The sequence below is a fragment of the Microbacterium resistens NBRC 103078 genome (genome assembly GCF_001552355.1).
Lineage (GTDB): Bacteria > Actinomycetota > Actinomycetes > Actinomycetales > Microbacteriaceae > Microbacterium > Microbacterium resistens.
In genome coordinates this window covers 18746-44777 of the sequence record NZ_BCRA01000035.1, presented here as the reverse complement: position 1 = coordinate 44777, position 26032 = coordinate 18746, and the positions used below count along the sequence as shown (strand labels likewise).

Below are 26032 nucleotides of genomic sequence, written 5' to 3'. Positions count from 1 at the left end.
TCCTTCGCGCCCCGCCGCCCCGGGGTCCGGCGCATCAGCCGCACCGCCGGCGTCGCGCTCGCGGTGACCGCGCTCGTGTGCGGGACGACCATCCCGGCGATCGGGCTCGTGCAGTCCGGTGCCGCGGTCTCGTCGTCGGCGGCCGCCGCGGACATCCGCGCCCAGTCGTTCACCGCCAACGCCGAGGTCCTTCCGGACGTGAGCATCCGCGGGTCCTACACGGCGACCACTCCCGACGAGCTCGAGGAGATCCAGGCCGTCGCCGCTGCCACCGCACGCAGCGGCATCGCTCCGATCGCGAAGCCGGGCCAGGTCATCATCCCGATGTCCGCCGGCTCCTACACGATGACGGACGGCTTCGGCGAGAGCCGTCCCGGCCGCAGTCACATGGGCCAGGACTACGCCGCCTCCGTCGGCACGCCGATCTACGCGGCGGCCGACGGCGTGGTCTCGATGTCCCAGGAGAGCTACGGCGGCTACGGCGTGACCGTGCAGATCGAGCACGATCTCGGAGGCGGAGCCTCGGCGATCTCGACCCTGTACGGGCACATGGACTACGGCACCAGGGCCGTCGAGGTGGGCGAACGCGTCACCGCCGGACAGTACCTGGGCAACGTCGGCTCGACGGGCTACATCTTCGGCTCGTGCCTGCACTTCGAGGTGCACGTGAACGGTGCCCCGATCGACCCGCTCCCCTGGCTCGAGGCCAACGTCCGCTGACCCCGCGAGGGATCAGCCGCGCCGCTCGGTGAGGTGCACGGTCACCGTGTCCCCCGTGGCCTTGCCGATGCGTCGGCGGACGGCGGCGGAGACCGGCAGCTTGTGCGTGCCGTCGCCGAGCGCCATGAAGGAGCTCTCGAACGGCTCGCCGTCGACGGTGCCGCTCACCTTGACGAGCCCGCGGGTCCCGAAGTACTCCGCAGACCCCTCCATCTGCACGTAGGTCCATCCGCCCTTGGCGTCGCTCGTGACGAGGGGCGCGGTGAACGTGACGTCCAACGGTCCGGTCTTCGTGCTCATGTTCGTGTTCGTGTCGTCCATGATCGTCTTTTCCTTCCGGTTCGTTCGCGTCAGTGCAGGAGGCCGATCGCCACGGCGATCAGCAGGAGCTTCAGGAGCCAGTCGCCGGCGTGCAGCACGGCGGTGGGGACGGGCGCACGATCCCACCCCACCGAGCCCGTGAGGAGCACGACCGGGAAGACGATCCACAGCACGACGGCGAGCAGCAGCACGCCCGGCAGATCCGTCATCCCGGCCTGCGTCGCGAGCCACCCGAACCCGGAAGCGAGCACGGCCGTGCGCAGGAGCTCGGCCAGGACCCGCACCGGGCCCGGCTTCCCGCGCTCCACGGCACGGCCCCCGGTCGCCCTCCGCTCCCACGGCGTCAGCACCATGTAATACACGGAGCTGAGGATGAACGCCGCCACCGTGGCGACGGCGATGCCGATCCCGATCATGTCACCCTCCAATTTGAGTACTTACCCGTACGCTATACCTCCCCATGCGTACTGTCTAGTACTATTTAGGGATGGATGTCATCGATCGCCCCACGCCGCCCCGACGCCGAGGGCGTCCGGGCGGACTGACCGGCCCGGAGCTGCTCGCGGTGGCTCGCGACATCTTTCTCCGGGAGGGGTACGCGGCCACCACCATGGACGCGGTGGCCGCGGGCGCGCGGATCTCCAAGCAGACGCTGTACCGTCAGCACGGCACGAAGGAGGACCTCTTCTCCGCCGTCGTGGCGGACTGGGTCGACCGGGGCCGAGACGCCATGAAGCCGCACCGGGAGAGACTCCTCGCGGGCGGCGATCCCCGCGCGGCCCTGCTCGACCTCGCGGCGGCACTGCAGAACGGCGTCCTGAGCGACCCCGTGGTGCGCATGCGGAGCCTGGTGATCTCCGAGGCCGAGCGGCTGCCCGCGGTGGCCGGTGACTATGTGCGCCGCAGCTGGGACCGCAACGAGTCCCTCCTCGCCGACGCGCTCGCCGACCTGGACGCACGGGGCGTGCTCGACGTCCCCGACCCGCGTACGGCGGCGCGTCAGTTCACCTGGCTGGTCGTCGGCACGCCGCTGGACCGGGCGACGCTCACGGCCGGCGCGGCGCGTCTGTCCCCGGAGGACCTGTCGGTCCTCGCGCGCGAAGGCGTCGAGACCTTCCTCGCCCGTTACGGACGCTGATCGCCGACGGCGTCGGCCCTCTTCCCTTGACCTTGACATGGTGACAAGGTCGATGCTGGAGGGCGGAGGTGGTCGAGATGACCCGGACAGACCGGACGGACCCGGTGACGACGATGCGGCACACCCTGGAGGCGACGTCGTCGTCGACCCGACTGCAGGCCGCGCTCGCGGCGGGCACGCGCCCCGCGGAGGCGTTCGTGCCGCCGCTCGTGGAGCGCTGCGCGGTCGAGCCGGACTTCTTCGTGCGTGACATGCTCACCTGGGCGCTCACCCGCCACGACCCGCGGATCGTGGTCCCGCTCCTGCTCGCGGAGCTGGCGTCCCCGATCCCGCAGGCCCGGAGCCAGGCCTTGCACACGCTGTCGAAGATCGGCGACCCGGCCACGTGGTCCGCGATCTCCGACGAGCTGCTGCGCGACGAGGACGACGAGGTCGCACGCGCGGCCTGGCGCGCCGCGTCCGGCCTCGTCCCCGCGGACGGGGTCACCGCGCTGGCGGAGACGCTCGCGACGCAGTTCGGCCGGGGCGATCTCGCGCTGCAGCGGAGTCTCAGCCGCGCGTTCGCCGTCCTCGGCGCACCCGCCGCCCCCGCCGTCGCGTCGGCGCGCCGCCACGCCGCGGAGCACGTGCTCCTGCACGCCCTCGCCACGGAGCGGATCATGGCGGACCCGGACGAGGGGTTCGAGACCGCGCTCGCCGAGGCGCGACGACTGGTCGCCCTCCGCGCTGCGCCCCGGACGGGGACGGGGACGGCCGGATGCTGATCGGCGAGGTGGCGGAGCGCTCGGGGGTGAGCGCCCGGATGCTCCGCCACTACGACCGGATCGGCCTGGTCTCGCCCGCGCAGCGCACCGCCGGCGGCTATCGCCGGTACGCGGAGGAGGACCTCGCGCGCCTCTTCCATGTGGAGGGACTTCGTTCGCTGGGCCTCGGACTTGCGGAGGTCGCCGCTCTCCTCGACGACCCGTCGTACCGGCCCGCCGAGCTGGTCGACCGGCTCATCGCCCGCACGCGCGAGCGATTGGCGAGGGAGACGAGCCTGCTGCACGATCTGACCCGGGTGCGGGCGAGCGCCCCGGACGGGTGGGCGGACGTGTTGCGGACGGTCGCTCTGCTTCGCGGCCTGGACGCGGAGAGCCCGTCCGCACGGCAGCGGCTCGCGCTGGGCCTGGAGGGCGACGAGCGCGAGGCCGCTGCCGTCGTGGACGCCGCGCTGGCGGAGGCCGATCCGAACGCCGCCGGCGCCCTCGACTGGGCGCTCGCTCAGATCGGGGACGGCGTCGTCCCCGATCTCGTCGATGCTCTCGGCTCCGGGGAACCCGATCGCCGCCGTCGCGCCGTGGAGGCGCTGCAGAAGCTCGGCACATCCCGCGCGCAGGAAGCGCTGGCCGCCGCCGATCCGCATCCCGACCCGTTCGTCCGGGCTCGCGCCCTCCTCGCCCGAGGGCGCCGCGGCGACGTCGACGCGATCACCGGCCTGGTCGCGCTCGTCGTCGAGGGGCGCGACGACGTGGAGGCGGCCGACGCCCTGACCGCCCTCGCGCTCCGCGAGGAGCCGATCCCGGTCGTCGCCGCTCTCCGGGACGCATTGGACGGCGCCGACGAGGCGGCGCGCGCCCGCCTCGTCGCCGCTCTGGCGGAGATCCCCGGCCCCGAGGCGGACGCGCTGCTGAGGGAGCGGACGGAGGATCCGGACCGCCGAGTCGCCCTCACCGCCGCCGCGCTGCTGCGCCGTCGGAGCGAGGCCCCGACCGGACGGGAGGGAGCCGCCGGGATCAGCCGCGGAGGTAGACCGTCGCCGTCTCGGTGAAGAAGTCCCGGGCGGCCGCGCCCTGTTCCTTGGGACCGAGCGCGCTCGCCGCGGTGCCGCCGAACGGCACATGGAGGTCGGCGCCGGCGGAGGCGGAGTTCACATGGACCACCCCCACGCGGATGTCCTCGATCGCCGCGAGCGCGTCGGCCAGGCTCGTCGTGAACACCGCGGTGGACAGCCCGTACTCGCTGTCGTTGACCAGGCGGATCCCCTCCGCGGTGGACGAGACGCGGCGCACGCCGACCACGGGTCCGAAGAGCTCTTCGGTCCAGAGCTCCCCCGGCTCGTCGTCGTCCAGCTCGAACACCGACGGCGGGACGAAGTACCCCTCCGCGAGCGGCCCTGACGTGTACGGCTCGGGAGCGAGCACGGGCGTCGCGGTGGCCCGTGCTCGCGTGAGCGCCGCGACGACCCGGTCGCGGGCGACCGCGTCCACCACCGGCCCCACCTCCGCGCCCTCGTCCAGCGCGTCGCCCACGGTCATCGCCGCGGTGCGGGCCGCGAGCCGACGGAGGAAATCGTCGGCGACGTCCTCGTGCACGATGACGCGCGAGGTCGCCGTGCACTTCTGGCCGGCGGCGCGGAACGCCCCGAGGGCCACCTGCTCGACCGCGACGTCGAGATCCGCGTCGGCCAGGACGAGCGAGGCGTTCTTCCCGCCGAGCTCGCCCTGGAAGGGGACGCCGCGTCCGGCGAGCTGTGCGGCGATCATCCGGCCGACCCGCGTGGAGCCGGTGAAGGTGACCGCGTCGACGTCCGCATGCCCCACGATGGCCTCGCCGACCTCGGGGGCACCGTTGACGAGGTTCAGCACGCCTCGGGGAAGACCGGCGCCCTCCAGCGCCTGCGCGAAGCGCATCGCCAGGAGCGGGACGGAGGTCGCCGGCTTCCACACCACGGTGTTCCCCCAGACGAGTGCCGGGGCGAGCTTCCAGGCCGGGATCGAGATCGGGAAGTTGAACGGCGTGATCGCGCCGACGACCCCGACCGGGCGACGGATCACCAGGATGCGCTCCCCCTGGGTCGGCGATTCGAAGACCTCGCCGCTCTGCCGCTCGACCTCCTGAGCGTGGAACCGGAGGATGTTCGCGGCGTGACCGGTCTCCGCGACCGCCTCGACCAGCGTCTTCCCCTCCTCGCGGGCGAGCTCGCGCCCCCAGTCCTCGCGATGCGCCTCGATGGCGTCCGCCGCCCGGAGGAGGATCGCCGCGCGAGCACGTGCGGGCGTTCTCCGCCACCCCTCGAACGCGGCCCGGGCGGCGCGGAAGGCCGTGTCGACGTCGGCCGCCGAGGCCCCGCGCCCCTCAGCCACGACGTCCGACGGACGACTCGGGTTCAGGTCGACGAGAGGCTCCCCGCCCCCGGCGATCCACCGCCCGTCGACGAAGTGACGGATCTCGGACGCGCTCATGACAGCTCCTCGGAGGCGACGGGACGGAAGGCCGGGAATCCGGTGATGTGGGCGCCGAGCACCAGGGTGTGGATCTCGTCGGTCCCCTCGTAGGTGCGAACGGACTCCAGGTTCGCCGCATGCCGCAGCGGCGAGTAGTCGCCGGAGACGCCGTTGCCGCCGAGGATGGTCCGCGCCTCGCGCGCGATCGCGATGGCGGCACGCGTGTTGCCGAGCTTCGCGACGGAGATCTGGTGCGGGGCGAGCCGGCCGGCGTCCTTCAGCCGGCCCAGGCGCAGAGCGACCAGCTGCGCCTTCTCGATCTCCAGCGCCATGTCGACGAGCTTCTGCTGGGTGAGCTGGAAGGCGCCGATGGGCTGGTTGAACTGCATCCGCGACCGCGAGTATGCGAGGGCCGTCGCGTAGCTGTCCCGCGCCGCCCCGACGACGCCCCACCCGATCCCGTAGCGGGCCTCGTTCAGGCAGGCGAACGGGGCGCGCAGCCCTCGCGCCTCGGGCAGCTGGGCATCGGCCGGCAGGCGCACGTCGGTCAGGGCGATGTCACACTGGATCGAGGCGCGCATCGACAGCTTCGGGGCGATGGGCGTGGCGACGAAGCCCTCCGTGTCGGTGGGGACGAGGAAGCCCCGCACACCGTCGTCGGTCTGCGCCCAGATCACGGCGACGTGCGCGATCGAGGCGAGCCCGATCCAGCGCTTGGCCCCGTTCAGGACCCAGCCGTCGCCCTCGCGGCGCGCGAACGTCGTCATGCTGGACGGATCCGACCCGGAGTTCGGCTCGGTGAGCCCGAAGCACCCGATGACCTCGCCGCGGGCCATCCGCGGCAGCCACCGCTGCTTCTGCTCCTCACTGCCGTGCTTGTGGATCGCGCTCATGGCGAGCGACCCCTGCACGGACACGAAGGTGCGAAGGCCCGAATCCCCCGCCTCCAGTTCCATGGCGGCGAGCCCGTACTCGACGGCGCTGCGCCCCGCGCATCCGTAGCCGGTGAGGTGCATCCCCAGCACGCCCAGATCCGCGAGCTCGGGAACGAGGTCGGTCGGGAACACCGCGCGGTCGTACCAGTCGGCGATGTGGGGACGGATCCGGGCGTCGACGAAGGCGCGCACGCGGTCGCGCACCGCCCGTTCGTCGTCGGTGAGCAGTTCGTCGAAGTCGAGCAGATCGGGAACGGCGGTCATGCGGCGGCCTCCTCGGCGGCGATGGATCGGATGGCGGCGGTGAGGATCGTGAGCCCCGTCTCCAGGATGGACTCGTCGATGACGAGCGGCGGCAGAAGGCGGATGACGTTCCCCTGCGTGCCGCAGGTGAGCGTCACGACCCCCGCGGCATGGCACGCGGCGGAGATCCGCTGCGCGAGGTCGGGCCGCGGGGCGAGCGTGCCCGGGTCGGCGAGCTCCACCGCCATCATGGCTCCGCGCCCGCGGACCTCGGCGACGAACGCCGCCTCCGCGACGAGGGGCTCCAGATGGTCCCGGATGATCCGCTCGATGCGGGCGACCCGCGGAAGCAGCCCGGGGTCCTCCAGCACCTCGAAGACCGCGAGGGCGGCCGCGCAGGCCAGAGGGTTCCCCGCATAGGTGCCGCCGAGCCCGCCGGCGTGCGCGGCGTCCATGATCTCGGCGCGTCCCGTCACGGCACTCAGCGGGAGGCCGCCACCGAGCGCCTTGGCGGTGAGCGTGAGGTCACCGACGACCCCCTCGTGCGCGCTCGCGAAGAGCGCGCCCGTGCGGCCCAGTCCGGTCTGGATCTCGTCCACGACGAGCACGATGCCGTGCGCGTCCGCGATGCGGCGCAGCCCCGGGAGGAAGCCGGGGGCCGGGACGACGAAGCCGCCCTCGCCCTGGATGGGCTCGACCACGAGCGCCGCGAAATGCTCGGGGCCGTGCCCGGCGATGATCCGCTCGATCTCGGCCAGGGCGGTCTCGGCGTCGCCGCCTCGCAACGGGTTGGCGTTCGGCCCCCGGACGACCTCGCCGGGGAACGGCCCGAAGGAGGTCTTGTACGGGTGCTCCTTCGCGGTCATCGCCATGGTGAGCAGCGAACGGCCGTGGTAGGCCTCGTCGACCACGAGCACACCGGGTCGTCCGGTGTACGCGCGGGCGATCTTCACCGCGTTCTCGACCGCCTCCGCGCCGGTGCTGAACAGACCGGTGCGCTTCGCGAAGTCGCCGGGGACGTTCTCGTTGAGCCATTCGGCCACGCGCACGAATCCCTCGTACTCGGTCACCATGAAACAGGTGTGGGTGAAGAGGTCGAGCTGCGCCGCGACGCTCTCGCGGACCCGCGGGTTCGCGGCGCCCACGCTGGTGACGGCGATCCCCGAGGCGAGGTCGATGAGGGTGTTGCCGTCCACGTCCTCGAGCGTCGACGTGCCGGCACGCGCGACGAAGACCGGCAGCGTGATCCCGAAGCCCGGGGGCACGGACGCCTCACGCCGGGCGTGGAGCTCACGGGAACGAGGGCCGGGGATCTCGGTGCGCAGGAGGGGAACGGTCGTCATGGGATCGACGCTAGGGCTCCGCTCGTCGCGGGTTCTATGCGGTCCGCCCAGATCTTGCAGTGTCGGTGTGCATCCCGCACACTGACAGGATGGTCTCCCTCGGCGCGCTCGTGCGCACGGCCGGTTCCGCCCTGCGCCCGCTGGCGCCGTTCGACGCCGCGCGTCCGCTCACCGGCGTGCACGTCTCCGAGCTCGACGATCCCGGACGCTACCTGGACGGCGGCGAGCTCCTCCTGACGACCGGCATCCCGCTGCGGACCCCGTCGATCGACGAGTACGTCGACCGGCTCCGCGCGTCCGGCATCGGCGCGATCGGGATCGGGCTCGGCGAGGGGTGGGACGATGCGCCGTCCGCGCTGATCGACGCCTGCCGCGACCACGGCATCCCGCTGTTCGCGGTGCCGGACGGCGTCCCCTTCCTCGACGTCTCGCGCGCGTACTGGTCGCTCGCCGGCCAGGGCGGCAGGGACGAGGCGGCGCGCGCGGCGCACGCGCACACGCGTCTCGCCCAGGCCGCAGCGGGGCGGGATCCGATCGCATCGGTCGTGCGTCAGCTCGCGCAGGCCATCGGAGGCTGGGTCGCGTGGCTGCCGTTCCGCCAGAGCCGCACGGCGGAGCGCCTGCATCCCGCGTCCCTGGAGGGCATGCTCCCCGCGGTCCGCGACGACGTCGAGCGGTCGATCCTGCGATCCGGGGCGCGGGCGGCCTCGTTCGTCTCGCACGGATCCGCCGTCGTCGCCCACGCCGTGACCGACGGCGCCGACACGATCGGGGCGATCGCGCTCGGCACGGGACGCCCGCTCTCCCGGGCCGACCAGCAGCTCGCGCTCACCGCCTCCGCGCTGATCGGTCTCGCCCTCGCCCCGGGATCGACCGGTCCGGAGCGGTGGATCTCGGAACTGGCGCTGGACGGGGAGACGGGCGCCGCGCGCGCCCTGGCCCGCACCGCCGGCGTGGCGCTGCCGGCGTCCGTACGCGTCCTGGTGTCGGCGGCGTCCTCCGGGCACGCGCTCTCGGCCTCTCGCGACGGGCTTCACGTCGCGCTTGTGCCCGCCGATGTCATGCCGGACGGGACCCTCGGGGTGCTGAGCGCACCGGTGGGGATGGAGGACGTGCCGTCCGCGGCCGCCCGGATGCGCGCCCTGCACCGCACGACGGCACCGGATGATCTCGTGGTCGAACCGGAGTCGCGCGCCGCCCGCTGGGCCGAGGCGCTCGCGAACGCGGACCCGGCGCTCGAGAGGACCGTCATGGCGTACCTCCGCCAGCGCCACCAGACGGAGCGCGCGGCGCGGGAGCTCGGCGTGCACCGGAACACGGTGCGACCCCGCCTCGTCGCGGCGGAACGGCTCCTCGAGGCCTCCCTGGACGACCCGGACGTCGCCGCCGAGCTGTGGATCGCGCTCCGCGACCGCGGCGCCTAGCTGTACCCGGTACACCTAGCGGGGCGCGCTTTGGGCTTGCCTCTCGACGCCCCCGTTCGGTGACAGTGGGTCAATCAGCCGCCGCACAGCCGTCCTGTCAGCCCGTCTCTGGCCTGCCGGGATGTATGTTGCGCGGGATGCCGGTGCTGCTGACGAGGATCGCGGCCGTGGCGAAGGGGATGGCGCCGAGGGCGAGCATTGCGGCTCCGGTGTCGCCGGCGAAGTCGACGGCGTCGTGGGTGAGGACGAGTTGGGCTCCGGTCTGGAAGGCGGTGTGGAAGCCGATCGGCATCCACACCGAGCCGGTGATCATGCGCAGGTAGCCGAATCCGATTCCCATGGCGAGGAAGAGGGAGAGGTCGAGGGGGTTCCAGTTCTGCCGCAGGGCTCCGGCGAAGAGGGTGAACAGCAGCGCCTGGATGGTGATGACCCACCACCCGCGGGCGACGGTACCGAGCGCGGTGGTGATGTACCCGCGGAAGACCGCTTCTTCCGGGATCGCCTCGGTGAGCAGCACCGCGAGGAGAACGAGCAGCACCGTCCGGGCGAGATCGAGCGCGGGTACCGTGACCGTCAGGGGGTTGCCGAGGAGCGCGAGGACCCCGAACGTGAGCGCGGCAGGCACGGTCCAGACGGCGGCGCCCCAGACGGCGAGCCGCCATCCCGTGCGGATGCTCGTCAGCCCCGCGTCACGCATCCGCTTGTGATCGGCGTGGCGGATCAGCGCGCCGATCACGGCGAGGGTGAGAGCGCTGATCGCGAGACCCGTCACGATCCGGATCGTCAAGGTGACAGGGTCGGAGGGGTCGCGCGTGGCCGGCAGCAGGATCGTCGCGATCGTGAGGCCTGCGGCGAGCGGGAGCAGGGCGAGCCCGATCCTCCAACCCGTGGAGACCAGTCGGCGGGAACGGTGTGCGGGCGTGATCGTCATGTGGTTCCTCGATGTCTCTGTGCGAGGGTGTGGTATGCGCTCTTCCGCGTCCAGGTGCCGTCCGGGCGGGCGGCGACGACGCCGTAGCTGGCCAGGTCGAGATCGCGACCGGGCTCGTCGGAGGTGGTCAGGGCGGGCTCGCTGAACCCCCACACGAACGTCCCGTCGACTCCGGCGCGGTCGAAGACGTCGAGCAGGTCGGTGAGGTAGTCGGCTTGTTCCTGCTCGTCACGGACGAGATCGCTGGGAACGGTCAGGTCCGTGCGACCCCGGAGCACCCCTGCCGCGGTCGAGGCCTTGGCGGCGGCGCCCCGGTAGGTGCAGGAGCCGAACTCGAAGACGTAACAGGGCTTGCCCCGTGCGTGGGCGCGATCGGCCAACGCACGGATGTCGTCTTCGAACCGCCACGCGTTGCGCGCATCCCGATAACGGTCCGCGCCGACGACATCGAAGACAGACCAATCCGGCCGTTCCCAGTCCCCCGCTCCGTAGGAGACGGGACCGGCGAAACGGGCTCGCGCGTCGCGGACCAGCTCTCCGAGCAGGCGCCGCAACCGCCGGTTCGCCAGTGGGAGCAACGGGAACGTCAGCGTCAGCAGCGATCCTCGGCTCCAGAACGTCGAGCCGGGCAGCATGCCCGGCCTCGACAGGGTGAGCTCGCAGCCCACCACCAGCCCCACGGTGGCTCCCGAGGCGCGGAGACGTTCGGCGCCGGCGGCGGCAGACCGCACAGCCGCCCGCAACTCGGCTGCGGGACGGTCGAACGGGCGCGGCTGCAGCCACACGGCCAAGCCTTCCTCGGCCGCGATTCGTGCTGCGGTCGTCAGGCGCTGCGGATCGCTCGCCATGACGAGCACGGCCGTGCAGCCGAGGTCATCACGGATCGCCCGGAAGTCGCGACGCGCGCCGTGCTCGGTGAAGGACGGGTTGCTGTCGAAGCCCTTCTCGTAGATCACCCCGGCGTCGTAGCCGATCCCGCGGACCGGGTCAGCCATCATCGACCCCCAGGCCCCGGAACAGGAACGGCACCACCTGCGCACGCAACTCGCCGAGATCGATGTCGGGTTCCCGCTGCACGAGCGTGATCGCCCGGTCCAGCACGCTCTCGGCAAGGCCCGTCGCCACATCCAACGGCATCCGCCGGAACACGCCATGCTCCATCCCTGCCCGCACGATGCTGCGCAGCAGCGCGGTGTCCTCCTCGTCGTCGATGAGGTACAGGGGCGTGCCGTCAGCGGTGCGATGCGAGACCACGATCTCCACCGCCGCCGCGATCGCACGCCGGTGGATGTCTACGTGACCGACGTACGCCTCTGCATAGGCGCGCAGCCGCGCGGCGGGCTCGTCGAGTCCGTCGACCGCGGCCAGCACGCTCTCGCCGAGAGAGGCGAAGACCGTCCCCACGAGGTCGAGCAGCAGCCCTTCCTTGGATGCGAAGTAGTACACCACCGCACTCTTGACGATCCCCGCCCGACTGGCGATCTCCGCCAACGACGCACGGTGATACCCGATCTCGTTCACCGTGGCGATGGCAGCCTCGACGAGTTGCCGCCGACGAGCCGCCTCGATGAACGATCCGGAAGGCCCCTGGGACGACAGTCGGGCCGCTCCGGAAGTTTCAGAACACATGGACTGATTTTAGAACAAGTGGTCGCGGCGTGGGCGCTCATTCGGATCGCGCCCGCCTGAGCCCGACCGTGACGGTGAGCGCTGTGCCGGCGGTCAATGCGGCCGCGAGCACGGCGTAGACGGTCAGCCCGTTGGCGGCAGCCTCTCTGACGGCGGCGAGGAGAGCGCCGTCGTCGGCCAGCCGGGATGCCGCCGCGAAGGCCTCGTGCAGGCTCGACCGCGCGGCCTCGGCGGTCGAGGCGTCCGTGTCGGGCGGCAGGAGCGAGTCGATCGAGATCCGGTAGGTGAGCACGCCGACGGTGCCGCCTGCCGCGATGCCGAGCGCGGTGCCGAGTTCGCCGGCGACCTCCTGCGACGCGGCGGCGGAGCCGGTCTGCTCCTCGGGTGCGTTGGAGATGATCAGGTCGCTCACCAGCGCGAGCGCGGCACCGTGTCCGAGGCCGATGACCGAGACGGCTGCGATGAGCAGCGGGAGTGACGCCACAGCACCGGCTGCCGCGCTGAGCAGCACGCCGGCCACGACCACGCCGAGCCCGGCGATCACGACGGCACGTGCGCGCCATCGTCGTGCGAGTGCGGGAGCGGCGAGTGCGCCGGCGATGTCGGTGGCGATGTAGGGCAACGTCAGGAGCCCTGCGGCCAGCGGGGTGAAGCCGCCCACCCATTGCAGGTGCTGGGTGAAGAGGTAGAACAGGCCGACCACGCCGATGCCGGTGACCAGCAGTGCCGCGAGGGAGGTGCCGACGCGCCGGTCGCGCAGGAGCCCGAGGTCAAGGAGCGGGTCCGGCAGCGTGCGCTGGCGGCGGACGAACAGCAGCAGGAGCAGCGCGCCGACGACGATGGAGCCGACGAGCGCCCAGCTCGGCGCCGCGGTGCCGGAAGCTGTGTCGTCGCCGACGCCGGCGGCGAGCTCTTGCACGCCGAAGACGATGGCGAGGATGCCGAGCACCGAGAGCGCGACGCTCGGCAGGTCGATCCGGTTGCGCCCGCCCCGCCGCTCCGGGAGGAGGGTCCGGCCTGCGAGGAGCAGCACCGCCAACGGCGGGACGTTGATCAGGAAGATCGCGCCCCACCAGAATGCCTCCAGCAGCACACCGCCAACGAGAGGGCCGGTCGCCCCGCCGACGGTGAAGGCGCTGAACATGATCGCGATCGCGAGACGGCGCTGGTCGTCGTCGCGGAACATCACGCGCAGCAGACTGAACAGCGACGGCATCAGCGTCGCGCCGGCGATGCCGAGCAGGGCCCGCGCGGCGATCAGCAGTTCCGCGGTCGGGGCGAAGGCGGCGACGATCGAGAGGATGGCGAAGGCCGCGCCGCCGATGAGCAGGAGCCTGCGTGCGCCGACGCGATCGGCGACCCGGCCCATCGTGATCAGGAAGCCCGCGATGAGGAACCCGTACGCGTGCACGATCCACAGCGTCTCGGTCGGCGAGGCATCGAGCTCCGCGCTCAGGGTCGGGACGGCGAAGAACAGCGCGGTCAGGTCGCTGGAAAGGGTCAGCATGGGGGCGACGAGCAACGCGAGGCCGGCCCATTCGCGGCGAGCGGCACGGTCACGGATGGGGACTTCTCTATATCGTTCCATCATGTCACGTAACATAACTGGTAGAGTGGGGTCGTGTCCCCCCCTTCCCCCGTGCAACGCCCCGGTGCCGCGGGCCGACCCCGTGACCCGCACATCGACCAGGCGGTCCTGAGCGCGGCTCTCGCGATCCTGGACGAGCGCGGGTACGCCGAGCTCGGCCTCGAGGAGGTCGCCACGCGCGCCGGCACGTCACGTCCGGCGATCTACCGGCGTTGGCCGGGCCGAGCCCCGCTCGCCCTGGCGGCGATCGCCTCGAGGCTCACCGCGCCGCGTTCGCCCGACACCGGCTGCACGCTCTGCGACCTCGACGAGAGCGTCACGGTGTTCCTCGCCGCCTACCGGCAGATCCGCCCGGACGTGCTCACCGCCCTGCTCGCCGACTGCGCGACCGAACCCGAACTGCGCACCCGGTATCTCGACACACTGATCGAACCGGCCAGGCTCGCCGTCAGCCACACCCTCGACCGCGCCATCGCCCGCGGCGACCTGCGGCCAGAGGTCGACCGCGAGCTCCTGCTCGACATGGTCGGCTCCCTCGTGCACTACCTCGCCCTGTTCGGCGACCGCCACATCACCGACGCCGAAGCCGAGCACGCCATCGAGACGCTGCTGCGCGGCGCCGCGGTCGACTACGACGCGCTCATCGAGCACAGCCGCGCCCTCGAAGCCCTCGAACCGCCGTCAGGAGAGCACCATCCACACGGCTGACCGCGCGAAACCGGACACGAGGTGAGCCTTCGGGGCAGGTACTCGCACGCGGAAGGGCCTGCAGAATGAGAGACATGACATCGAACACCCCCTCCCCGAAGCAGCTCCGTCTGATCATCGAGACCGACGACTTCGACAGCGCCGTGCGGTTCTACCGCGATGTGCTCGGGATGCCGGAGCAGCTGGCCTTCGCCACCGAGGGCGACGACCGCGTGGCGATCCTGCATGCGGGCATCGCGACGATCGAGCTGGCCACCCCGACGCACGCCAAGAACATCGACGATGTCGAGGGCACGCCGCACACACCCGGAGCGCTGCGGATCGCGCTGGAGGTTGACGACACCGAGCAGGCCGTCGCGACCGCGCTCGACGGCGGTGCCGACCTGATCGCCCCACCGGTGAAGACGCCCTTCCAGAGCCTCAACGCCCGAGTCCAGGGGCCGGCAGGCTGGCAGGTCACGTTCTTTCAGGAACTGGAGAAACTCGAAGAGCGGGCCGCACGCGACGGCTTCACCACCGACGACATCCGCGACCGCTGAACCCCGCCCCGCCATCGCTGGCTCCACGTCGTCGGAGCACCCCTCGACACCTTCGACCACCGGAGCCCGACCCCATCGGCCTCCACCCGGTTCGCTACACCACCGTTCCGGCGGGACCCGGGGCGGGGTCGAGAGCAGCCCTGAGGCCGTCGATCACCAGATCGACGGCCGCGTCGAACTCGTCGGCGTCGGACCCGGGCGCGGGGTCGTCCTCCAGCGCAGCGAGCACCCGTGAGGTCTCCGCGTCGCCGGTCAGCGCACGCAGGCGCGCCGCGAGGAGATCGTTGACCTCGGCGGCCGGCTGACTCCCGGCGAACTCGGCGAGCTGCCGGGCCTGTTCGACGTCGCCGCGCGTGTACGTCCACAGCATCGTCAGGACCGTGATCGCACGGGATGCCGAGACCCGCCACGGCTCCAAGCACGCCAGCCCACCCTCCAGCCGACGCAGATAGGACGGCAGGAGGGGCTCGGTGCCCACGGGCATCGCCGTGAGCCAGGGATGCCGCTCGTAGGCCTGCCTGAGATCCCGGACCCATCCTCGGATCCGGTCCGGCACCGTCCCCTCTGCCGGGAAATCGCCGCCTCCGAGCGCGCGGTCGGCCGCGAGGACCAGCAGATCCTCCCTGGACTCCACATAGCGATACAGCGACATCGTCCCGCTGCCGAGCGTCTTCGCCACACCGCTCATCGTGATCGCCTCGATGCCCTCGTCGTCGCCCAGGCGGACGGCGGTGTCGAGGATCTGATCGAGGCTCCAGCGCGGCTTGGGACCCTTGGTGACCTCGGGCGTCGCGCCCCACGCCAGCAGGACGGCCCTGGGCACCCCGGAGAGCACGGCCGGGTCGTCTGCATCATGCGCCATGCACACCAGATTACTGCGTAAGGCTTGCGCACTTGTACTGCGTAACTATTACGCTGTAGTCATGATCGCATCCGATACACCCCGCACCATGTCCACGTCGCCTCCGCGGGACGGCGTAGCGCTCTCGATCTCCGGCATCCGTAAGCACTACGGCGCGCACGAGGTGCTCCGCGACGTCACCCTCGACGTCCCCGCCGGAACGGTCTTCGCGCTCCTGGGCCCCAACGGAGCAGGCAAGACGACCCTCATCCGCATCCTCACGACGCTGATCCCGGCGGATGGCGGCTCGGTGCGCGTCCTCGGTCACGACCTGGCTCGAGAGCGGTCGCGCGTGCGCGAGCTCATCAGCGTGACCGGACAGTACGCCTCCGTGGATGAAGAGCTGACCGGGCGTGAGAACCTCGTGATGATCGGTCAGCTCCTGGGCATGCGCAAGACCGCCGCCCGGGTGCGGGCGGAGGAGCTTCTTACCGACTTCGACCTGGCCGACGCGGCCACACGACGAGTCGGCCAGTACTCGGGAGGCATGCGACGACGCCTGGACCTGGCCGCCAGTCTCGTCTCGTCCCCGCCGCTGATCTTCCTCGACGAGCCGACGACGGGCATGGACACGCGCAGCCGCAACGCGCTGTGGGAGATCGTCGGTCGGCTTGCCAACCAGGGCAAGACGATCCTCCTCACCACGCAGTACCTGGAGGAAGCCGACGTCCTCGCCGACCGGATCGCCGTCCTCGACCGCGGAACGGTCGTCGCCGAGGGCACCGCGGCAGACCTCAAACGACGAGTCGGCGGGGAGTCCGTCGAGCTCACCCTCGACGACGGCAGCGTCCTGCGCGAACCGACCGACGGGAGCCCGGAGCGCATCCGTCGTCTGCTCAACCGGCTCCACGACGAAGGCCGTAACCCCCAGACGCTCACCATCCAGTCCCCCACCCTCGACGACGCCTTCCTGACCCTGACCGGACACACCGCCTCGACCTCCACCACCGACACGGAGCCCGCCCGATGACTTCGACAGCACTGCCCGCCGAGCTCGTCTTCGCCAAGCGAAGCCTCATCCACTCCCTCCGCAACCTCGACAGCCTCGTCACCGCCGTCGTGGCCCCCGTCGCGATCATGCTCCTCTTCGTGACCGTCTTCGGCTCCGCGCTGAGCTCTGCGGTCGGGGGCGCATACGCCGACTACGTCACACCGGGGGTCATGCTGCTGTGCGCGGGCTTCGGGGCGGCCTTGACCGCAACCTCCGTCCACGCCGACGTGTCGAAAGGATTCATCGAAAGACTCCGGACGATGCCCGTCCGTGCCGCCGGGGTCATCTTCGGTCACGTCCTCGCCAGCGTCCTGCGCAACCTCCTCTCCACCGCCATCGTGCTCGGCGTCGCCCTCACCCTCGGCTTCCGACCCCGGGCATCCATCCTCGAATGGCTGGGAATCGCTGTCCTCCTCGCCGCATACATCCTCGTGTTCACCCTCATCGCCGCCGCATGGGGCCTCGCCGCCAAGTCCATCGACTCCGCCGGCATGTTCAGCTTCATCGCCCTGTTCCTGCCCTACCTCTCGACCGCATTCATCCCCACCGACAGCCTCCCCGGATTCCTCCAAGGCTTCGCAGAACACCAACCCGTCACCCTCGTCATCGAGTCCTTCCGCAGCCTCGCCACCGGCACACCCGACACCACCGCAATCGCCGGCGCTGCCATCTGGCTCGCCTGCCTCGGAGTCGCGGCAACGGCGCTGACCGCCTGGCTCTTCGGACGCGCTGCACGAAAATGACGAACACAGTGCCACCCGCGTCCACGCCGTCGGCGTGTGGCGTCCAGGCCCCGCTGGGGACGCTACGCCAAGCGTCGCGCGATGGGAACACATCACCGGGCGATCTGCCCCTAAGCCAGCCCTCCTAAGCACGACGAAGGGGCCGCGGCCCGCGCCAGAGTTCGTGGAATGGCTCATGGGTCTCGAACCTGGCTGGGTCACCGAGTCGTCCCACGATCTGACCGACAACCAGCAACTCGCTGCGCTTGGAAACGGCGTCCTGCCGATTCAGGCGGTGGCAGCTCTCCGCGTCATGCTAGGGACGCAATCACCCTGAATACAGGGACTCGATGTTGCCTCAGGCACCGCCGTCGGGCGTGAACCCAATCAGGCAAGCCAAGCCTGTAGTCGGTCTGCCAGCCAGTGTGGCTTCTGGAGCGGAACTCCGTGACCACACTCGGCGATGGTTTCAGGCTCGCCATCGGCTCGATAACGGGTGAGGTGGTGCGCCGAGCGGGCCATGATCGCTCGTTCTCGCTCGCCCACCACGACGAGGGCCTTGCCTTCGTATGAAGCCCACGTGGGCGGGATGGTGAACCGTATGTTCTCGCCCACCGACGCCACGAGCGTCCGTGTCGAAAGGTTCTGAGTGGTTCTGAGGTAGTCGGGGAACAGCGTCGGGGGGATGAACAGTTCCTTCGCCTGTGCTCGCGCGAACCACTCCCGCTTCGCAAGCGGCGCCGCCGTTCGCAGCAGTGCGAGGGTCGCGCTCGGCCATCTCGACGGTTCTGCCTGGGCGCTGATGATCCCGACGTGCGAGACCAGGTCAGGGCGGCGCACGGCGAGGAGCACAGCGAGTTGCGCGCCGAGCGAGAAGCCGACGACCGCGACCGGGCGGTCCTCGCGGTGCTGGAGCGCTTCCACGAGCGCTTCGATGGTCCGTTCGTGCGACTCATAGTCTGCGTGCGCGCTACGGTCGTGCCCTGGCAGGTCCGGGACAAGGAATCGGTATCCGGCGCCCATCTGCTCGATCAGTGGTCGCCACATCCACCCGGCGACTCCACCTCCATGGAGCAGTAGGACGGGTGTCCCATTGCGGTCGCCGAACTCGTCCACGATGATTCCGCGGGGTGGGCTTGAGCTTCGGTCTGTCACGCCGTGTCTCCTTCTTCTGGTGGTTTGCCGGTGTCCGGGAGGCCGCCGCGTCTGCCGGCTCGGCGTGCTGCCCCTGGCGATATTCCACGTTCCCGGCGGAAGGCGTGTGCGAAGGCGTACTCCGAGCTGTAGCCAACACGCTGAGCGATCGCGCGCATCGATTGATCCGTGTCGGTGAGCAGGGCGGCGGCGAGATTCATCCGCCACCAGGTGATGTAGGTCATGGGTGGATCGCCGATCAGCTCATGGAATCGGCGCGCGAAGGCGGTGCGGGACATGACCGCACGCTGAGCGAGTTCGGCGACTGTCCAGGGGTGCCCGGGATTGTCGTGGAAGGCGTCGAGTGCGGAGCTGATTCCTGTGTCTCGGATTGCGGTGACCCAGGAATGTGCGCTGTCCGGTAGGACGCGCTCGTCGTGGCACGCCCGGAGGATGTGGATGAACAGTACGTCGAGGAGTGCGGCGACCAGGTGATCGGTGCCCGGTCCAGGTCGGTCGAGTTCCATCGCGAGTAGTTCCACCGCGTCCCTGAGAGGCTCGCCGCGACCGAGTGGCGCGCGCAAGATCACTACGGGTGGGAGCTGGGCAAGCAACGGGTGAATGAAACGCAGGTCGAGTTCGTAGGCGCCGCACAGCGTGACCGTTTGTTCCCCCGGTATCCCATGGTCCGGGTTCGCCGGTATATCAACGGCGCCGTTGCCGGTCACTCGGCCCGGTTCGCACGCCTCAGCGAGCTCGGCATCGACCCGATCGGCGAGCGCATGCTCGACCCCGCTGGGGAGGAACAGGACGTCTCCTGTCTGTAAGCGTATCGGTTCCTCAGCATCATGGAGCAGCCAGCACGTCCCGCGGAGGATCACCTGGAATCCGGCCGAGCCCTCGACCGCAGCGAAACGCTGACCCCATGGTGCCGTCCAGGTGACGCGCTGAGATCGCGGTCGTCCTCGCCGGAGGACCGCGACCACCTCGCTCATCATGTCCATGAACTGAGTCTATACGGCAACTCGCACCCGAAGGACGATCACACATGAAGGCGGTGCATTCGCGCATTGATCGTGCCCCAGAAGGGACATAGCGTGATCATCGCCGTGCCGATTACCGCCATGGCCTTTCAAAGTCAGGAGACCTCATGCCCTCTGAGATTCAAACCACTCGGGCCAGCAGCCGACCCAAGCTGCCCCAAACATTGACGGCCAACTGGCGTCCTCGCCTGCTCGGCGCCGTTGTCGCGACACTGTCCTGCACGCTCATCTGGCTTGCGGGAGATGCGGCGGGCGCGACGTTCGTCGTCTCGTTCGGCGACGAGCACGCGTCCATGGACGTCACCATCTGGGCCGTCATCGGTTCCGTGCTTTCGGCCGCCGTCGCGGGATGGGTTCTGCTTGTCGTGCTCGAACTCTTCACGACGCGAGCGCGAACCGTATGGACGGTGCTCGCGCTCACGGCGGCGGCGGTTTCGACGCTCCCAGCATTCGGCTATGAAGCGGATACCGAGACCAAGCTGTCGTTGACTTTCATGCATGTCGCGGCCGCAGCGGTGATCATCCCCCTGTTCCGCCGTCGGGGTAGTTCCGCAGCGGGAAAGACTCACCAGCAGCTGTGAACGCCCGACACAGACGCCTGCTCCGTGCCGCGCACGCGCGGTGCGGCTGGTGCTCGCAGAGTTGGCGCCGTGGGTGATTCTGTCCAGGGGTGGCGACCGCACAGGTTCGCAAGCCCGCAAAGGTCGCTTTCATAGCATCAGGTGGAAGCCATGCCGGATCGCACCATAGACAAGTCCTCGAGTCTGGCTCGTGAGAAGCCCTCGTATGCGTAGGTCAGGAGAACGGATGCCGATGCCCGAAGTCACGCGGCGGTTTGTCGTCGTGGACGCGCCGTCGAATCTTGGACTGCGCCCTCCCGAGGAAGGGGCTGTGCCAGGCTGTTACAAGGCGCCCGGGGCGCTTCGAGACACGGGGCTCCTGAACGTGCTCGGCGCGCAAGACGGCGGAGTCGTGACGCCAGGACGGTATCGCCCTGGCCGCGTCGCGGGTGCGGTACGCAACGAGGCGACGATCGCCGATCATTCACGACGTTTGGCGGAACGGCTTGAGTCGATCATTGCCAACCGGGGCCTCCCTGTCGTGCTGGGCGGCGACTGCAGCATCCTCATCGGCATTGGGCTCGCTCTAAATCGCAGCGGACCGTACGGTCTGATCAGCATAGACGGCCTCGACTACCGACACCCGGGAAACAGCGACTCGGTGGGATCCGCGGGCGGCGAGAGCCTCGCGCTGGTGACGGGCCTTGGCGGGGCACTGGCGAACCTAGACGGCCGGGGTCCGTATTTGCGTTCGTCCGATGTCGTGTCGATCGGCTCGCGCCCGGGCGACGAGTTCGCTGGCGACGCGGCAGCAGACGGGGTGATGGTCATCGATGCCGTCACCACGGCGGCTGATACCGAGAACGCCGTACGAGAAGCCCTGAGCGTCGTCGAGCGTCCCGGCCTCAGCGGATTCTGGGTTCATCTGGACGTCGACGTCATCGACCCAGACCTGATGCCGGCCGTCGATAGTCCCGAGCCGGGAGGACTCAGCTTTGACCAACTTGCACTCATCCTGGGACCACTCACCGCGTCTGAGCGCTTCATCGGTCTGGACCTGACGATCTACGATCCCGACCTCGATCCCGACCTCATCCACGGCCACCGAATCACCGATCTACTCGCGCGGTCGCTCACCAGACGCACGTAGCCCACTCACGATGAGGCGGCCGTCCGAGCCTCCGCAGATTGACGTCCCGCCTCGCCGACCAGGCTCGGGTTCAAGGTCACGAGGAAGGTTGCCGCACGCGGGCGTCGGTAAGGAAACTCGCGATCATCGGAAGAACTCCTGCGGCCAGCTGTCCAGCGTTGCCGCCTGGCGCAGTGTCGGGGACGAACAGGCCGTGGTTCGCGCGCGGGAACACGGCGAGCCCGTGACTCACGCCATCAAGCGCGGCGAGGTTCTCCGCGTACGCCGCGACACTCTCCGTGACCGGGATGAGCGGGTCGGAGCCGCCGAACAGCGCAAGCACCGGCGAGGTGACCGACTGACTCGCCTCGGCATGTCCGGAGAGCTGTTTGCTGGTGTCAGCCGGCTTGTTCGACCGGTTCGTTGCGAGCGTAGTCGAGCTGCTCGACCTCGAGCGGCGTGAGGTCGTCGATCGAGCCGTGCGGACGCTCGCTGTTGAACCAGAGCACCCAGGACGCGGTTCCCGCTTCGACGTGATCGACGTCCCGCCACGGGCCCTCGTGGTGGATGAGTTCGGACTTGTAGAGCCCGATCTGCGATTCCGCGAGGGAGTTGTCGTACGCGTCGCCGACGGACCCGACGGAGGGGTCGATGCCCTCGTCGATGAGCCGGTCGGTGAAGGCGATCGAGGTGTAGACGCTGCCCGCGTCGGTGTGGTGTGTCAGCCCTGCGAACCCGGCGACTCCCTCGCGGCGACGGGTCCACAGCGCCATGTCGAGGCAGTCCAGCACCAGCGGTGTCGTCATCGAGGTGGCGGCGCGGCAGCCGAGGATACGGCGGGAGTGCGCGTCGAACACGAAGGCGACGTAGACCCATCCGGACCACGTCCAGACGTAAGTGAAATCGGCGACCCAGAGCTGGTTCGTGCGGAACCGCCAGAAGTGCCGGTCGACGAGGTCAGCCGGCCTGCTCTCCCGCAGCGCCGTGTCCACGGGGCGCTTGCGTTTCCCGCGTACGACGCCGGCGATCCCCAGCTCCCGCATCAGCCGTTCGACCGTGCAGCGGGCGATGTCGTGCCCGTCGCGACGGAGCCTCAGCCAGAGCTTGCGGGCGCCAAGCACACGCCGCTGCTGCTGCCACGTCGTGAGGATGATCGGCTTCCACCGTTCGTCCGACACCTCGCGAGGCGACGGGCCGCGGCCTCGGGCGTCGTAGTAGGTCGATGGGGCGATCTTCACACCGTGCTGGGTGAGCACGGCGCAGATCGACTCGACACCCCACCGCAACCCGCCGTCTCGACGGTCCTTGTGGTCCTCGATGAACGTGACTATCGCTTCTGTGGCCGGTCGAGTTCGGCCGCGAAGAAAGCCGAGGCCGCCTTCAAGATCTCGTTGGCGCGACGCAACTCGGCGTTCTCCCGCTTGAGTCGCTTGATCTCCTCCGACGCCTCCGTCGTGACGCCGGGGCGTTCGCCGGCGTCGACCTGGCCCCGGCGGATCCAGGTCCGGATCGTCTCGGGCGACCCGATGCCGAGCATCTGCGCGGTCGCGGTCATCGCGGCGTACTCGCTCGGATAATCGGGCCGCAGCTCGGCGACCATGCGGACAGCGCGCTCACGAAGCTCGCGCGGATACTTACTGGGACGTCCCATGAGACAGATCCTTCCAAGGAATCATGTCTCCGGACATGCCGGGGCGACTCAATGCCTCTGCCGTCAGCCACCATGCCCACACCCTGCCTTCTGTGCTCAGTTCGATCGTGATGTTCAAAGCAACCGTATGGAGTGGACTACTGAGCCTTCAATGCTCTGATGAGCCGACGTGATGCTCGTTCGTCCAGGTTTTGGACCTTGTGGTGACTTGGCATCCTCACCCGAAATGCTCTGAGGTCGGGGCCGCCGCCCTCTTGGCGAGGGCTTGCGTCGGAGAAGCGCTCGACGTCGACCTTCCGGAGGGTCGGCGCCCCGGTCGATACCGTCCCATGCCGAGCGCAGCCCTCCACCCCCAGCGCATCGGTCAATCCAGATTGACTTCGGTCAAGCGGTCAATTATGGTTGACCGCATGGACGTGGAGCAGTTGACGGCGCTAGCCCGGGCGACGGCGAGCGAGGACCCGCTGGTCGGGTTGGATGCGACCGTGCAGGTTCGCAAGGAGATGGAGCGTGTGGAGGCAGTGCTGGTGCGCCGTGCCCGCAACCAGGGAGCGACCTGGGTCGACATCGCGGATGTGTTGGGCGTGTCCAAGCAGGCCATCCACAAGAAGTACGGCGGCAGAGGTCTGTTCGGCAGCCAGAAGTAGACCTCTAGCCAGCGCCACCGCAGGTGGCTGAGCAGCAGCCTCAGCCACCGTAGATCAGCACGCCCGAAAACGGGAGGTTTCGTGCTGCCCGCACGCATATGAAGGAGGACCTCATGACCAAGAACGAGACCGTGCGTTCGGCCCTTTCACTGGCAGTGAGGGCGAACCTCCCTGTCCTGCTGTGGGGTGCGCCAGGGACCGGCAAGACCTCCGCCGTCATGGCGCTTGCTGAGCAGCTGGAAATGCCGATCGAGGTAGTGGTCGGCTCGATCCGCGAACCGAGCGACTTCTCCGGTCTCCCCGTCATCCGCGATGACGGGACCTGGTTCGCGCCGCCACGATGGGCCGAACGACTGGCCGCGGCGGGGTCCGGGTTGTTGTTTCTGGACGAGCTGACCACGGCACCGCCCGCGGTGCAGGCCGCGATGCTCCGCGTTGTCCTGGAACGCGCCGTGGGCGATCTTGTGCTCCCGGAGGGCGTGCGTGTCGTCGCCGCAGCGAACCCGCCCAGTGTCGCCGCGGACGGCTGGGAGCTGTCCGCGCCGCTGGCAAACCGGCTCGTGCATCTGGACTGGCAGATCGAGGCCGCCGGGGTCGCTGAGGGATTCGCTCACGGGTTCGCGGTCGCCGATGCTGCCTCCGTCGCCGCGCCGACGTCTGGGCAGATCGCGACAGCGAAGGCGCAGATCGGTGCATTCTTGCGGATCCGGCCGGAGCTGGTGCTTGCCGTGCCGGATTCGCCGGAGCGGGCGGGGCGGAGCTGGCCAAGCCCTCGGACCTGGGAGATGGCCGCGCGCGGCCTGGCCGCCGGGGTTGCGAATGCCAGCGACGAGGCGACGATCGCCGCGCTGGTGATCGGCGCAGTCGGCGAGGCGGCAGGGTTCGAGGCGTTGTCCTGGCTGCGCACGCTCGACCTGCCCGACCCTGAGTCGGTGCTGAACGACCCCCACGCGCCACTGCCGGACCGGCCCGACCACCTGCACGCGCTGCTCGGCGCGGTCGTCGCCCACGTTCACGCGGACGCGAGCGAGTCGGCATGGGAGCGCGCATGGGACGTGATCGCTCGGGTTGCCAAGACCACGCCCGACGTAGCCGCAACCTCCGCCCGCGCCCTCGCCTCCCAGCGGCCAGCCGGGGCGAACCTGCCCACGGCCATGCTCGAGCTCGCCCCGATCCTTCGCACGGCAGGACTCATGCCATGACCGGCCCGGCTCCGACCGACCCTGCGCGCACACCCGAAGTGCTGGCCCGCTTCGCCGAGGCGCGGCTGTGGGCCGCAGCACAGGCGCCATACCTCGCAAGTGCGCTGTTCGCACTCCGACCGGTCGTGCTGGAACCGTACGTGGACGAAGAGACCGGCGAGCCCGTCCCGGACGACGACCTCCGGGCGTTCCCGGCCGACACCCGCTGGAACGTCCACCTCGATCCCGGCACGACGCTCGCGACGGCCCCGCCGGTGGTCGGCTGGTGGCTGCTGCACCACATCGGGCATCTTGTCCGCCATCACGCGACCCGCTCCCCGATGTCAGCCAGCGCTCCAAGCACGCATGCCGCCGGCGAGGCGGGTGCGCCGGACTCCCTCGCACGGCAGTGGAACCAGGCCGCGGACGCCGAGGTCAACGACGACCTCGAAGCGGCAGGACTCGACTCACCGGCCGGGATCATCTCGCCACGCGCACTCGGGCTGCCCGAGGGACGACTGGCCGAGGAGTACATGTCACTCATCGAGGTTCTCGACACTGCCCACAGCAAGGGTGGGCGACGGCTCGCCGAACTGATCGACTGCGGCAGCGCGGCGGACGGGATCCCGCACGACTACGAGGACTCGGCCAGTGGCGACGGGCTCAGCGAGACCGAGCGCGACATCCTCGAACTGGCCGTCGCCCGCGAGATCGAAACCCGCTCGGCCGCGCGAGCCACGATTCCCGGCGGCTGGCGACGCTGGGCCAGCGAGAGGCTGCATCCCGCCGTCGACTGGCGCGCCGAGCTCGGCGCGATGCTGCGCCGCGGAGCGCGGCAGGCGGCAGGCCGGGTGGACTTCTCCTATAGCCGTCCCTCCCGCAGGCCGGCCGTCGACGGCATCGTGATGCCTGCGATGGTCGCTCCTGCACCAGTGATCGCGCTGGTCATCGACACCTCCGGCAGCATCACCCCCGCGATCCTGACCGGCTTCCTCGCCGAAGTGACGGCGATCATCGCCCGCGCCAGCGGACCGAGCCGGCGGCTGCACGTGATCTGCTGCGACCTGAACGCCCACCCCGTCCAGACCATCCGCCGCGCAGAGGACATCGAGCTGCTCGGCGGCGGCGGCACGGATATGCGCGAGGGCATCAGCGCCGCGCTCACGCTGCGACCCCGGCCCGATCTGATCCTTGTCCTCACCGACGGGCAAACCCCGTGGCCGGACCACCGCCCGCCCGTGCCGGTCGTGATCGGCCTGGTCGAACCGGGCCCCGGCTACCACCCCGAGGCACCTCCACCTGGATGGGCACATGTCATCGCCCTCCCTGCCACTGCATAAGGAGCACC

General features: G+C 70.1%; 28 protein-coding genes. 14 read left to right on the top strand and 14 right to left on the bottom strand.

The window, feature by feature from the left end; all coding sequences use genetic code 11:
* Window positions 1–720 (top strand): M23 family metallopeptidase (locus MR1_RS07765; protein WP_306304925.1); only part of this gene is annotated, 720 nt, incomplete at its 5' end.
* Window positions 721–732: 12 nt separating this feature from the next.
* Here MR1_RS07765 and MR1_RS07760 read toward each other — a convergent pair.
* Both MR1_RS07760 and MR1_RS07755 read right to left on the bottom strand, forming a co-directional pair.
* A complete protein-coding gene (locus MR1_RS07760) occupies window positions 733–1041 on the bottom strand; it encodes a DUF1905 domain-containing protein (protein ID WP_231821059.1) in 309 nt (102 codons plus the stop codon).
* Between the two features lie 29 nt (window positions 1042–1070).
* Complete coding sequence (locus MR1_RS07755) at window positions 1071–1457, bottom strand: DUF1761 domain-containing protein (RefSeq protein ID WP_067244706.1); 387 nt, start codon at window positions 1455–1457, stop codon at window positions 1071–1073.
* Window positions 1458–1528: 71 nt separating this feature from the next.
* On the opposite strand from MR1_RS07755, the gene MR1_RS07750 reads away from it, so the two are divergent.
* From MR1_RS07750 to MR1_RS07740, 3 genes are all read left to right on the top strand, one after another.
* Window positions 1529–2179: a TetR/AcrR family transcriptional regulator gene (locus tag MR1_RS07750; RefSeq protein ID WP_067244704.1), complete on the top strand. Its 651-nt coding sequence runs from the start codon at window positions 1529–1531 to the stop codon at window positions 2177–2179.
* A 77-nt stretch (window positions 2180–2256) separates the two neighbouring features.
* The gene (locus MR1_RS07745; RefSeq protein ID WP_067244718.1) at window positions 2257–2943 is read left to right on the top strand and encodes a HEAT repeat domain-containing protein; all 687 of its coding nucleotides are present in this window, start codon (window positions 2257–2259) and stop codon (window positions 2941–2943) included.
* A complete protein-coding gene (locus tag MR1_RS07740; protein WP_067244700.1) occupies window positions 2937–3989 on the top strand; it encodes a MerR family DNA-binding transcriptional regulator in 1053 nt (350 codons plus the stop codon). The genes MR1_RS07745 and MR1_RS07740 overlap by 7 nt, the downstream gene beginning before the upstream one ends.
* Here MR1_RS07740 and MR1_RS07735 read toward each other — a convergent pair.
* Genes MR1_RS07735 through gabT form a run of 3 tightly spaced genes read right to left on the bottom strand, consistent with a single transcriptional unit; the run spans window position 3955 to window position 7906 of the window.
* Window positions 3955–5403, bottom strand: coding sequence for an aldehyde dehydrogenase family protein (locus MR1_RS07735; RefSeq protein WP_067244698.1), 1449 nt, complete (start codon window positions 5401–5403; stop codon window positions 3955–3957). The genes MR1_RS07740 and MR1_RS07735 overlap by 35 nt on opposite strands.
* Window positions 5400–6584, bottom strand: coding sequence for an acyl-CoA dehydrogenase family protein (locus MR1_RS07730; protein ID WP_067244696.1), 1185 nt, complete (start codon window positions 6582–6584; stop codon window positions 5400–5402). Before MR1_RS07730 ends, MR1_RS07735 begins: the two co-directional genes overlap by 4 nt.
* Window positions 6581–7906 carry a 4-aminobutyrate--2-oxoglutarate transaminase gene (gene gabT / locus MR1_RS07725; RefSeq protein WP_067244694.1) on the bottom strand — a complete coding sequence of 442 codons (1326 nt, stop codon included), beginning with the start codon at window positions 7904–7906 and terminating at the stop codon, window positions 6581–6583. Before gabT ends, MR1_RS07730 begins: the two co-directional genes overlap by 4 nt.
* A gap of 89 nt (window positions 7907–7995) precedes the next feature.
* Here gabT and MR1_RS07720 point away from each other — a divergent pair, with 89 nt between their 5' ends.
* Entirely contained in the window at window positions 7996–9330 is a 1335-nt protein-coding gene (locus tag MR1_RS07720; protein ID WP_067244691.1) for a PucR family transcriptional regulator, read from the top strand.
* A gap of 97 nt (window positions 9331–9427) precedes the next feature.
* On the opposite strand, the gene MR1_RS07715 is transcribed toward MR1_RS07720, so the two are convergent.
* The 4 genes from MR1_RS07715 to MR1_RS07700 are packed head-to-tail and all read right to left on the bottom strand — an operon-like array spanning window position 9428 to window position 13481.
* Complete coding sequence (locus MR1_RS07715) at window positions 9428–10261, bottom strand: CPBP family intramembrane glutamic endopeptidase (protein ID WP_067244689.1); 834 nt, start codon at window positions 10259–10261, stop codon at window positions 9428–9430.
* Window positions 10258–11256, bottom strand: coding sequence for a hypothetical protein (locus MR1_RS07710; protein ID WP_067244687.1), 999 nt, complete (start codon window positions 11254–11256; stop codon window positions 10258–10260). The genes MR1_RS07715 and MR1_RS07710 overlap by 4 nt, the downstream gene beginning before the upstream one ends.
* The gene (locus MR1_RS07705) at window positions 11249–11890 is read right to left on the bottom strand and encodes a TetR/AcrR family transcriptional regulator (protein WP_084344443.1); all 642 of its coding nucleotides are present in this window, start codon (window positions 11888–11890) and stop codon (window positions 11249–11251) included. The genes MR1_RS07710 and MR1_RS07705 overlap by 8 nt, the downstream gene beginning before the upstream one ends.
* Window positions 11891–11927: 37 nt before the next feature.
* Window positions 11928–13481 (bottom strand): MFS transporter, encoded by a 1554-nt coding sequence (locus tag MR1_RS07700; protein ID WP_217996201.1) that lies wholly within the window; start codon window positions 13479–13481, stop codon window positions 11928–11930.
* A 30-nt stretch (window positions 13482–13511) separates the two neighbouring features.
* On the opposite strand from MR1_RS07700, the gene MR1_RS07695 reads away from it, so the two are divergent.
* A complete protein-coding gene (locus MR1_RS07695; protein ID WP_084344442.1) occupies window positions 13512–14186 on the top strand; it encodes a TetR/AcrR family transcriptional regulator in 675 nt (224 codons plus the stop codon).
* A gap of 74 nt (window positions 14187–14260) precedes the next feature.
* Window positions 14261–14725, top strand: a complete 465-nt coding sequence (locus MR1_RS07690; protein ID WP_067244679.1) for a VOC family protein — start codon at window positions 14261–14263, stop codon at window positions 14723–14725.
* Window positions 14726–14819: 94 nt separating this feature from the next.
* Here MR1_RS07690 and MR1_RS07685 read toward each other — a convergent pair whose 3' ends face one another.
* A complete protein-coding gene (locus MR1_RS07685) occupies window positions 14820–15587 on the bottom strand; it encodes a TetR/AcrR family transcriptional regulator (RefSeq protein ID WP_084344441.1) in 768 nt (255 codons plus the stop codon).
* A 61-nt stretch (window positions 15588–15648) separates the two neighbouring features.
* Between MR1_RS07685 and MR1_RS07680 the strand changes: the two genes are divergently transcribed.
* Window positions 15649–16596 carry an ATP-binding cassette domain-containing protein gene (locus MR1_RS07680; protein ID WP_255218111.1) on the top strand — a complete coding sequence of 316 codons (948 nt, stop codon included), beginning with the start codon at window positions 15649–15651 and terminating at the stop codon, window positions 16594–16596.
* A complete protein-coding gene (locus tag MR1_RS07675; protein WP_067244671.1) occupies window positions 16593–17360 on the top strand; it encodes an ABC transporter permease in 768 nt (255 codons plus the stop codon). Before MR1_RS07680 ends, MR1_RS07675 begins: the two co-directional genes overlap by 4 nt.
* Window positions 17361–17726: 366 nt before the next feature.
* Here the strand turns inward: MR1_RS07675 and MR1_RS07670 are convergent, their stop codons facing one another.
* Together MR1_RS07670 and MR1_RS07665 are read right to left on the bottom strand one after the other, a co-directional pair.
* On the bottom strand, window positions 17727–18455 hold the full coding sequence (locus MR1_RS07670) for an alpha/beta fold hydrolase (RefSeq protein ID WP_157517952.1): 729 nt from the start codon (window positions 18453–18455) through the stop codon (window positions 17727–17729).
* Between the two features lie 35 nt (window positions 18456–18490).
* Complete coding sequence (locus tag MR1_RS07665; RefSeq protein WP_084344440.1) at window positions 18491–19477, bottom strand: AraC family transcriptional regulator; 987 nt, start codon at window positions 19475–19477, stop codon at window positions 18491–18493.
* Window positions 19478–19623: 146 nt separating this feature from the next.
* Here MR1_RS07665 and MR1_RS07660 point away from each other — a divergent pair, with 146 nt between their 5' ends.
* On the top strand, window positions 19624–20097 hold the full coding sequence (locus MR1_RS07660) for a DUF6069 family protein (RefSeq protein WP_067244665.1): 474 nt from the start codon (window positions 19624–19626) through the stop codon (window positions 20095–20097).
* 226 nt (window positions 20098–20323) lie between these two features.
* On the top strand, window positions 20324–21226 hold the full coding sequence (locus tag MR1_RS07655; protein WP_217996199.1) for an arginase family protein: 903 nt from the start codon (window positions 20324–20326) through the stop codon (window positions 21224–21226).
* Between the two features lie 76 nt (window positions 21227–21302).
* Here MR1_RS07655 and MR1_RS07650 read toward each other — a convergent pair whose 3' ends face one another.
* Complete coding sequence (locus MR1_RS07650) at window positions 21303–21548, bottom strand: dienelactone hydrolase family protein (protein WP_067244663.1); 246 nt, start codon at window positions 21546–21548, stop codon at window positions 21303–21305.
* Between the two features lie 55 nt (window positions 21549–21603).
* Window positions 21604–22856 (bottom strand): IS3 family transposase gene (locus tag MR1_RS07645; RefSeq protein WP_157517950.1). Its coding sequence is split into 2 segments (ribosomal slippage): window positions 21604–22574 and window positions 22574–22856, totalling 1254 coding nucleotides; the frame shifts between segments, so codons are not numbered across the junction.
* Between the two features lie 410 nt (window positions 22857–23266).
* Between MR1_RS07645 and MR1_RS07635 the strand changes: the two genes are divergently transcribed.
* Genes MR1_RS07635 through MR1_RS07625 form a run of 3 tightly spaced genes read left to right on the top strand, consistent with a single transcriptional unit; the run spans window position 23267 to window position 26024 of the window.
* Window positions 23267–23503: a hypothetical protein gene (locus MR1_RS07635; protein ID WP_067244714.1), complete on the top strand. Its 237-nt coding sequence runs from the start codon at window positions 23267–23269 to the stop codon at window positions 23501–23503.
* Between the two features lie 53 nt (window positions 23504–23556).
* Window positions 23557–24705, top strand: a complete 1149-nt coding sequence (locus tag MR1_RS07630; RefSeq protein ID WP_255218112.1) for an ATP-binding protein — start codon at window positions 23557–23559, stop codon at window positions 24703–24705.
* Window positions 24702–26024 carry a vWA domain-containing protein gene (locus MR1_RS07625; RefSeq protein ID WP_067244654.1) on the top strand — a complete coding sequence of 441 codons (1323 nt, stop codon included), beginning with the start codon at window positions 24702–24704 and terminating at the stop codon, window positions 26022–26024. The genes MR1_RS07630 and MR1_RS07625 overlap by 4 nt, the downstream gene beginning before the upstream one ends.
* Window positions 26025–26032 lie beyond the last annotated feature (8 nt).

Coding starts and splice junctions, on each gene's coding strand:
- MR1_RS07760 (WP_231821059.1), bottom strand. CDS start 1,041: ATGGACGACACGAACACGAACATGAGCACGAAGACCGGACCGTTGGAC.
- MR1_RS07755 (WP_067244706.1), bottom strand. CDS start 1,457: ATGATCGGGATCGGCATCGCCGTCGCCACGGTGGCGGCGTTCATCCTC.
- MR1_RS07750 (WP_067244704.1), top strand. CDS start 1,529: ATGGATGTCATCGATCGCCCCACGCCGCCCCGACGCCGAGGGCGTCCG.
- MR1_RS07745 (WP_067244718.1), top strand. CDS start 2,257: ATGACCCGGACAGACCGGACGGACCCGGTGACGACGATGCGGCACACC.
- MR1_RS07740 (WP_067244700.1), top strand. CDS start 2,937: ATGCTGATCGGCGAGGTGGCGGAGCGCTCGGGGGTGAGCGCCCGGATG.
- MR1_RS07735 (WP_067244698.1), bottom strand. CDS start 5,403: ATGAGCGCGTCCGAGATCCGTCACTTCGTCGACGGGCGGTGGATCGCC.
- MR1_RS07730 (WP_067244696.1), bottom strand. CDS start 6,584: ATGACCGCCGTTCCCGATCTGCTCGACTTCGACGAACTGCTCACCGAC.
- gabT (WP_067244694.1), bottom strand. CDS start 7,906: ATGACGACCGTTCCCCTCCTGCGCACCGAGATCCCCGGCCCTCGTTCC.
- MR1_RS07720 (WP_067244691.1), top strand. CDS start 7,996: ATGGTCTCCCTCGGCGCGCTCGTGCGCACGGCCGGTTCCGCCCTGCGC.
- MR1_RS07715 (WP_067244689.1), bottom strand. CDS start 10,261: ATGACGATCACGCCCGCACACCGTTCCCGCCGACTGGTCTCCACGGGT.
- MR1_RS07710 (WP_067244687.1), bottom strand. CDS start 11,256: ATGGCTGACCCGGTCCGCGGGATCGGCTACGACGCCGGGGTGATCTAC.
- MR1_RS07705 (WP_084344443.1), bottom strand. CDS start 11,890: ATGTGTTCTGAAACTTCCGGAGCGGCCCGACTGTCGTCCCAGGGGCCT.
- MR1_RS07700 (WP_217996201.1), bottom strand. CDS start 13,481: ATGATGGAACGATATAGAGAAGTCCCCATCCGTGACCGTGCCGCTCGC.
- MR1_RS07690 (WP_067244679.1), top strand. CDS start 14,261: ATGACATCGAACACCCCCTCCCCGAAGCAGCTCCGTCTGATCATCGAG.
- MR1_RS07685 (WP_084344441.1), bottom strand. CDS start 15,587: ATGGCGCATGATGCAGACGACCCGGCCGTGCTCTCCGGGGTGCCCAGG.
- MR1_RS07680 (WP_255218111.1), top strand. CDS start 15,649: ATGATCGCATCCGATACACCCCGCACCATGTCCACGTCGCCTCCGCGG.
- MR1_RS07675 (WP_067244671.1), top strand. CDS start 16,593: ATGACTTCGACAGCACTGCCCGCCGAGCTCGTCTTCGCCAAGCGAAGC.
- MR1_RS07665 (WP_084344440.1), bottom strand. CDS start 19,477: ATGGACATGATGAGCGAGGTGGTCGCGGTCCTCCGGCGAGGACGACCG.
- MR1_RS07660 (WP_067244665.1), top strand. CDS start 19,624: ATGCCCTCTGAGATTCAAACCACTCGGGCCAGCAGCCGACCCAAGCTG.
- MR1_RS07655 (WP_217996199.1), top strand. CDS start 20,324: ATGCCGATGCCCGAAGTCACGCGGCGGTTTGTCGTCGTGGACGCGCCG.
- MR1_RS07635 (WP_067244714.1), top strand. CDS start 23,267: ATGGACGTGGAGCAGTTGACGGCGCTAGCCCGGGCGACGGCGAGCGAG.
- MR1_RS07625 (WP_067244654.1), top strand. CDS start 24,702: ATGACCGGCCCGGCTCCGACCGACCCTGCGCGCACACCCGAAGTGCTG.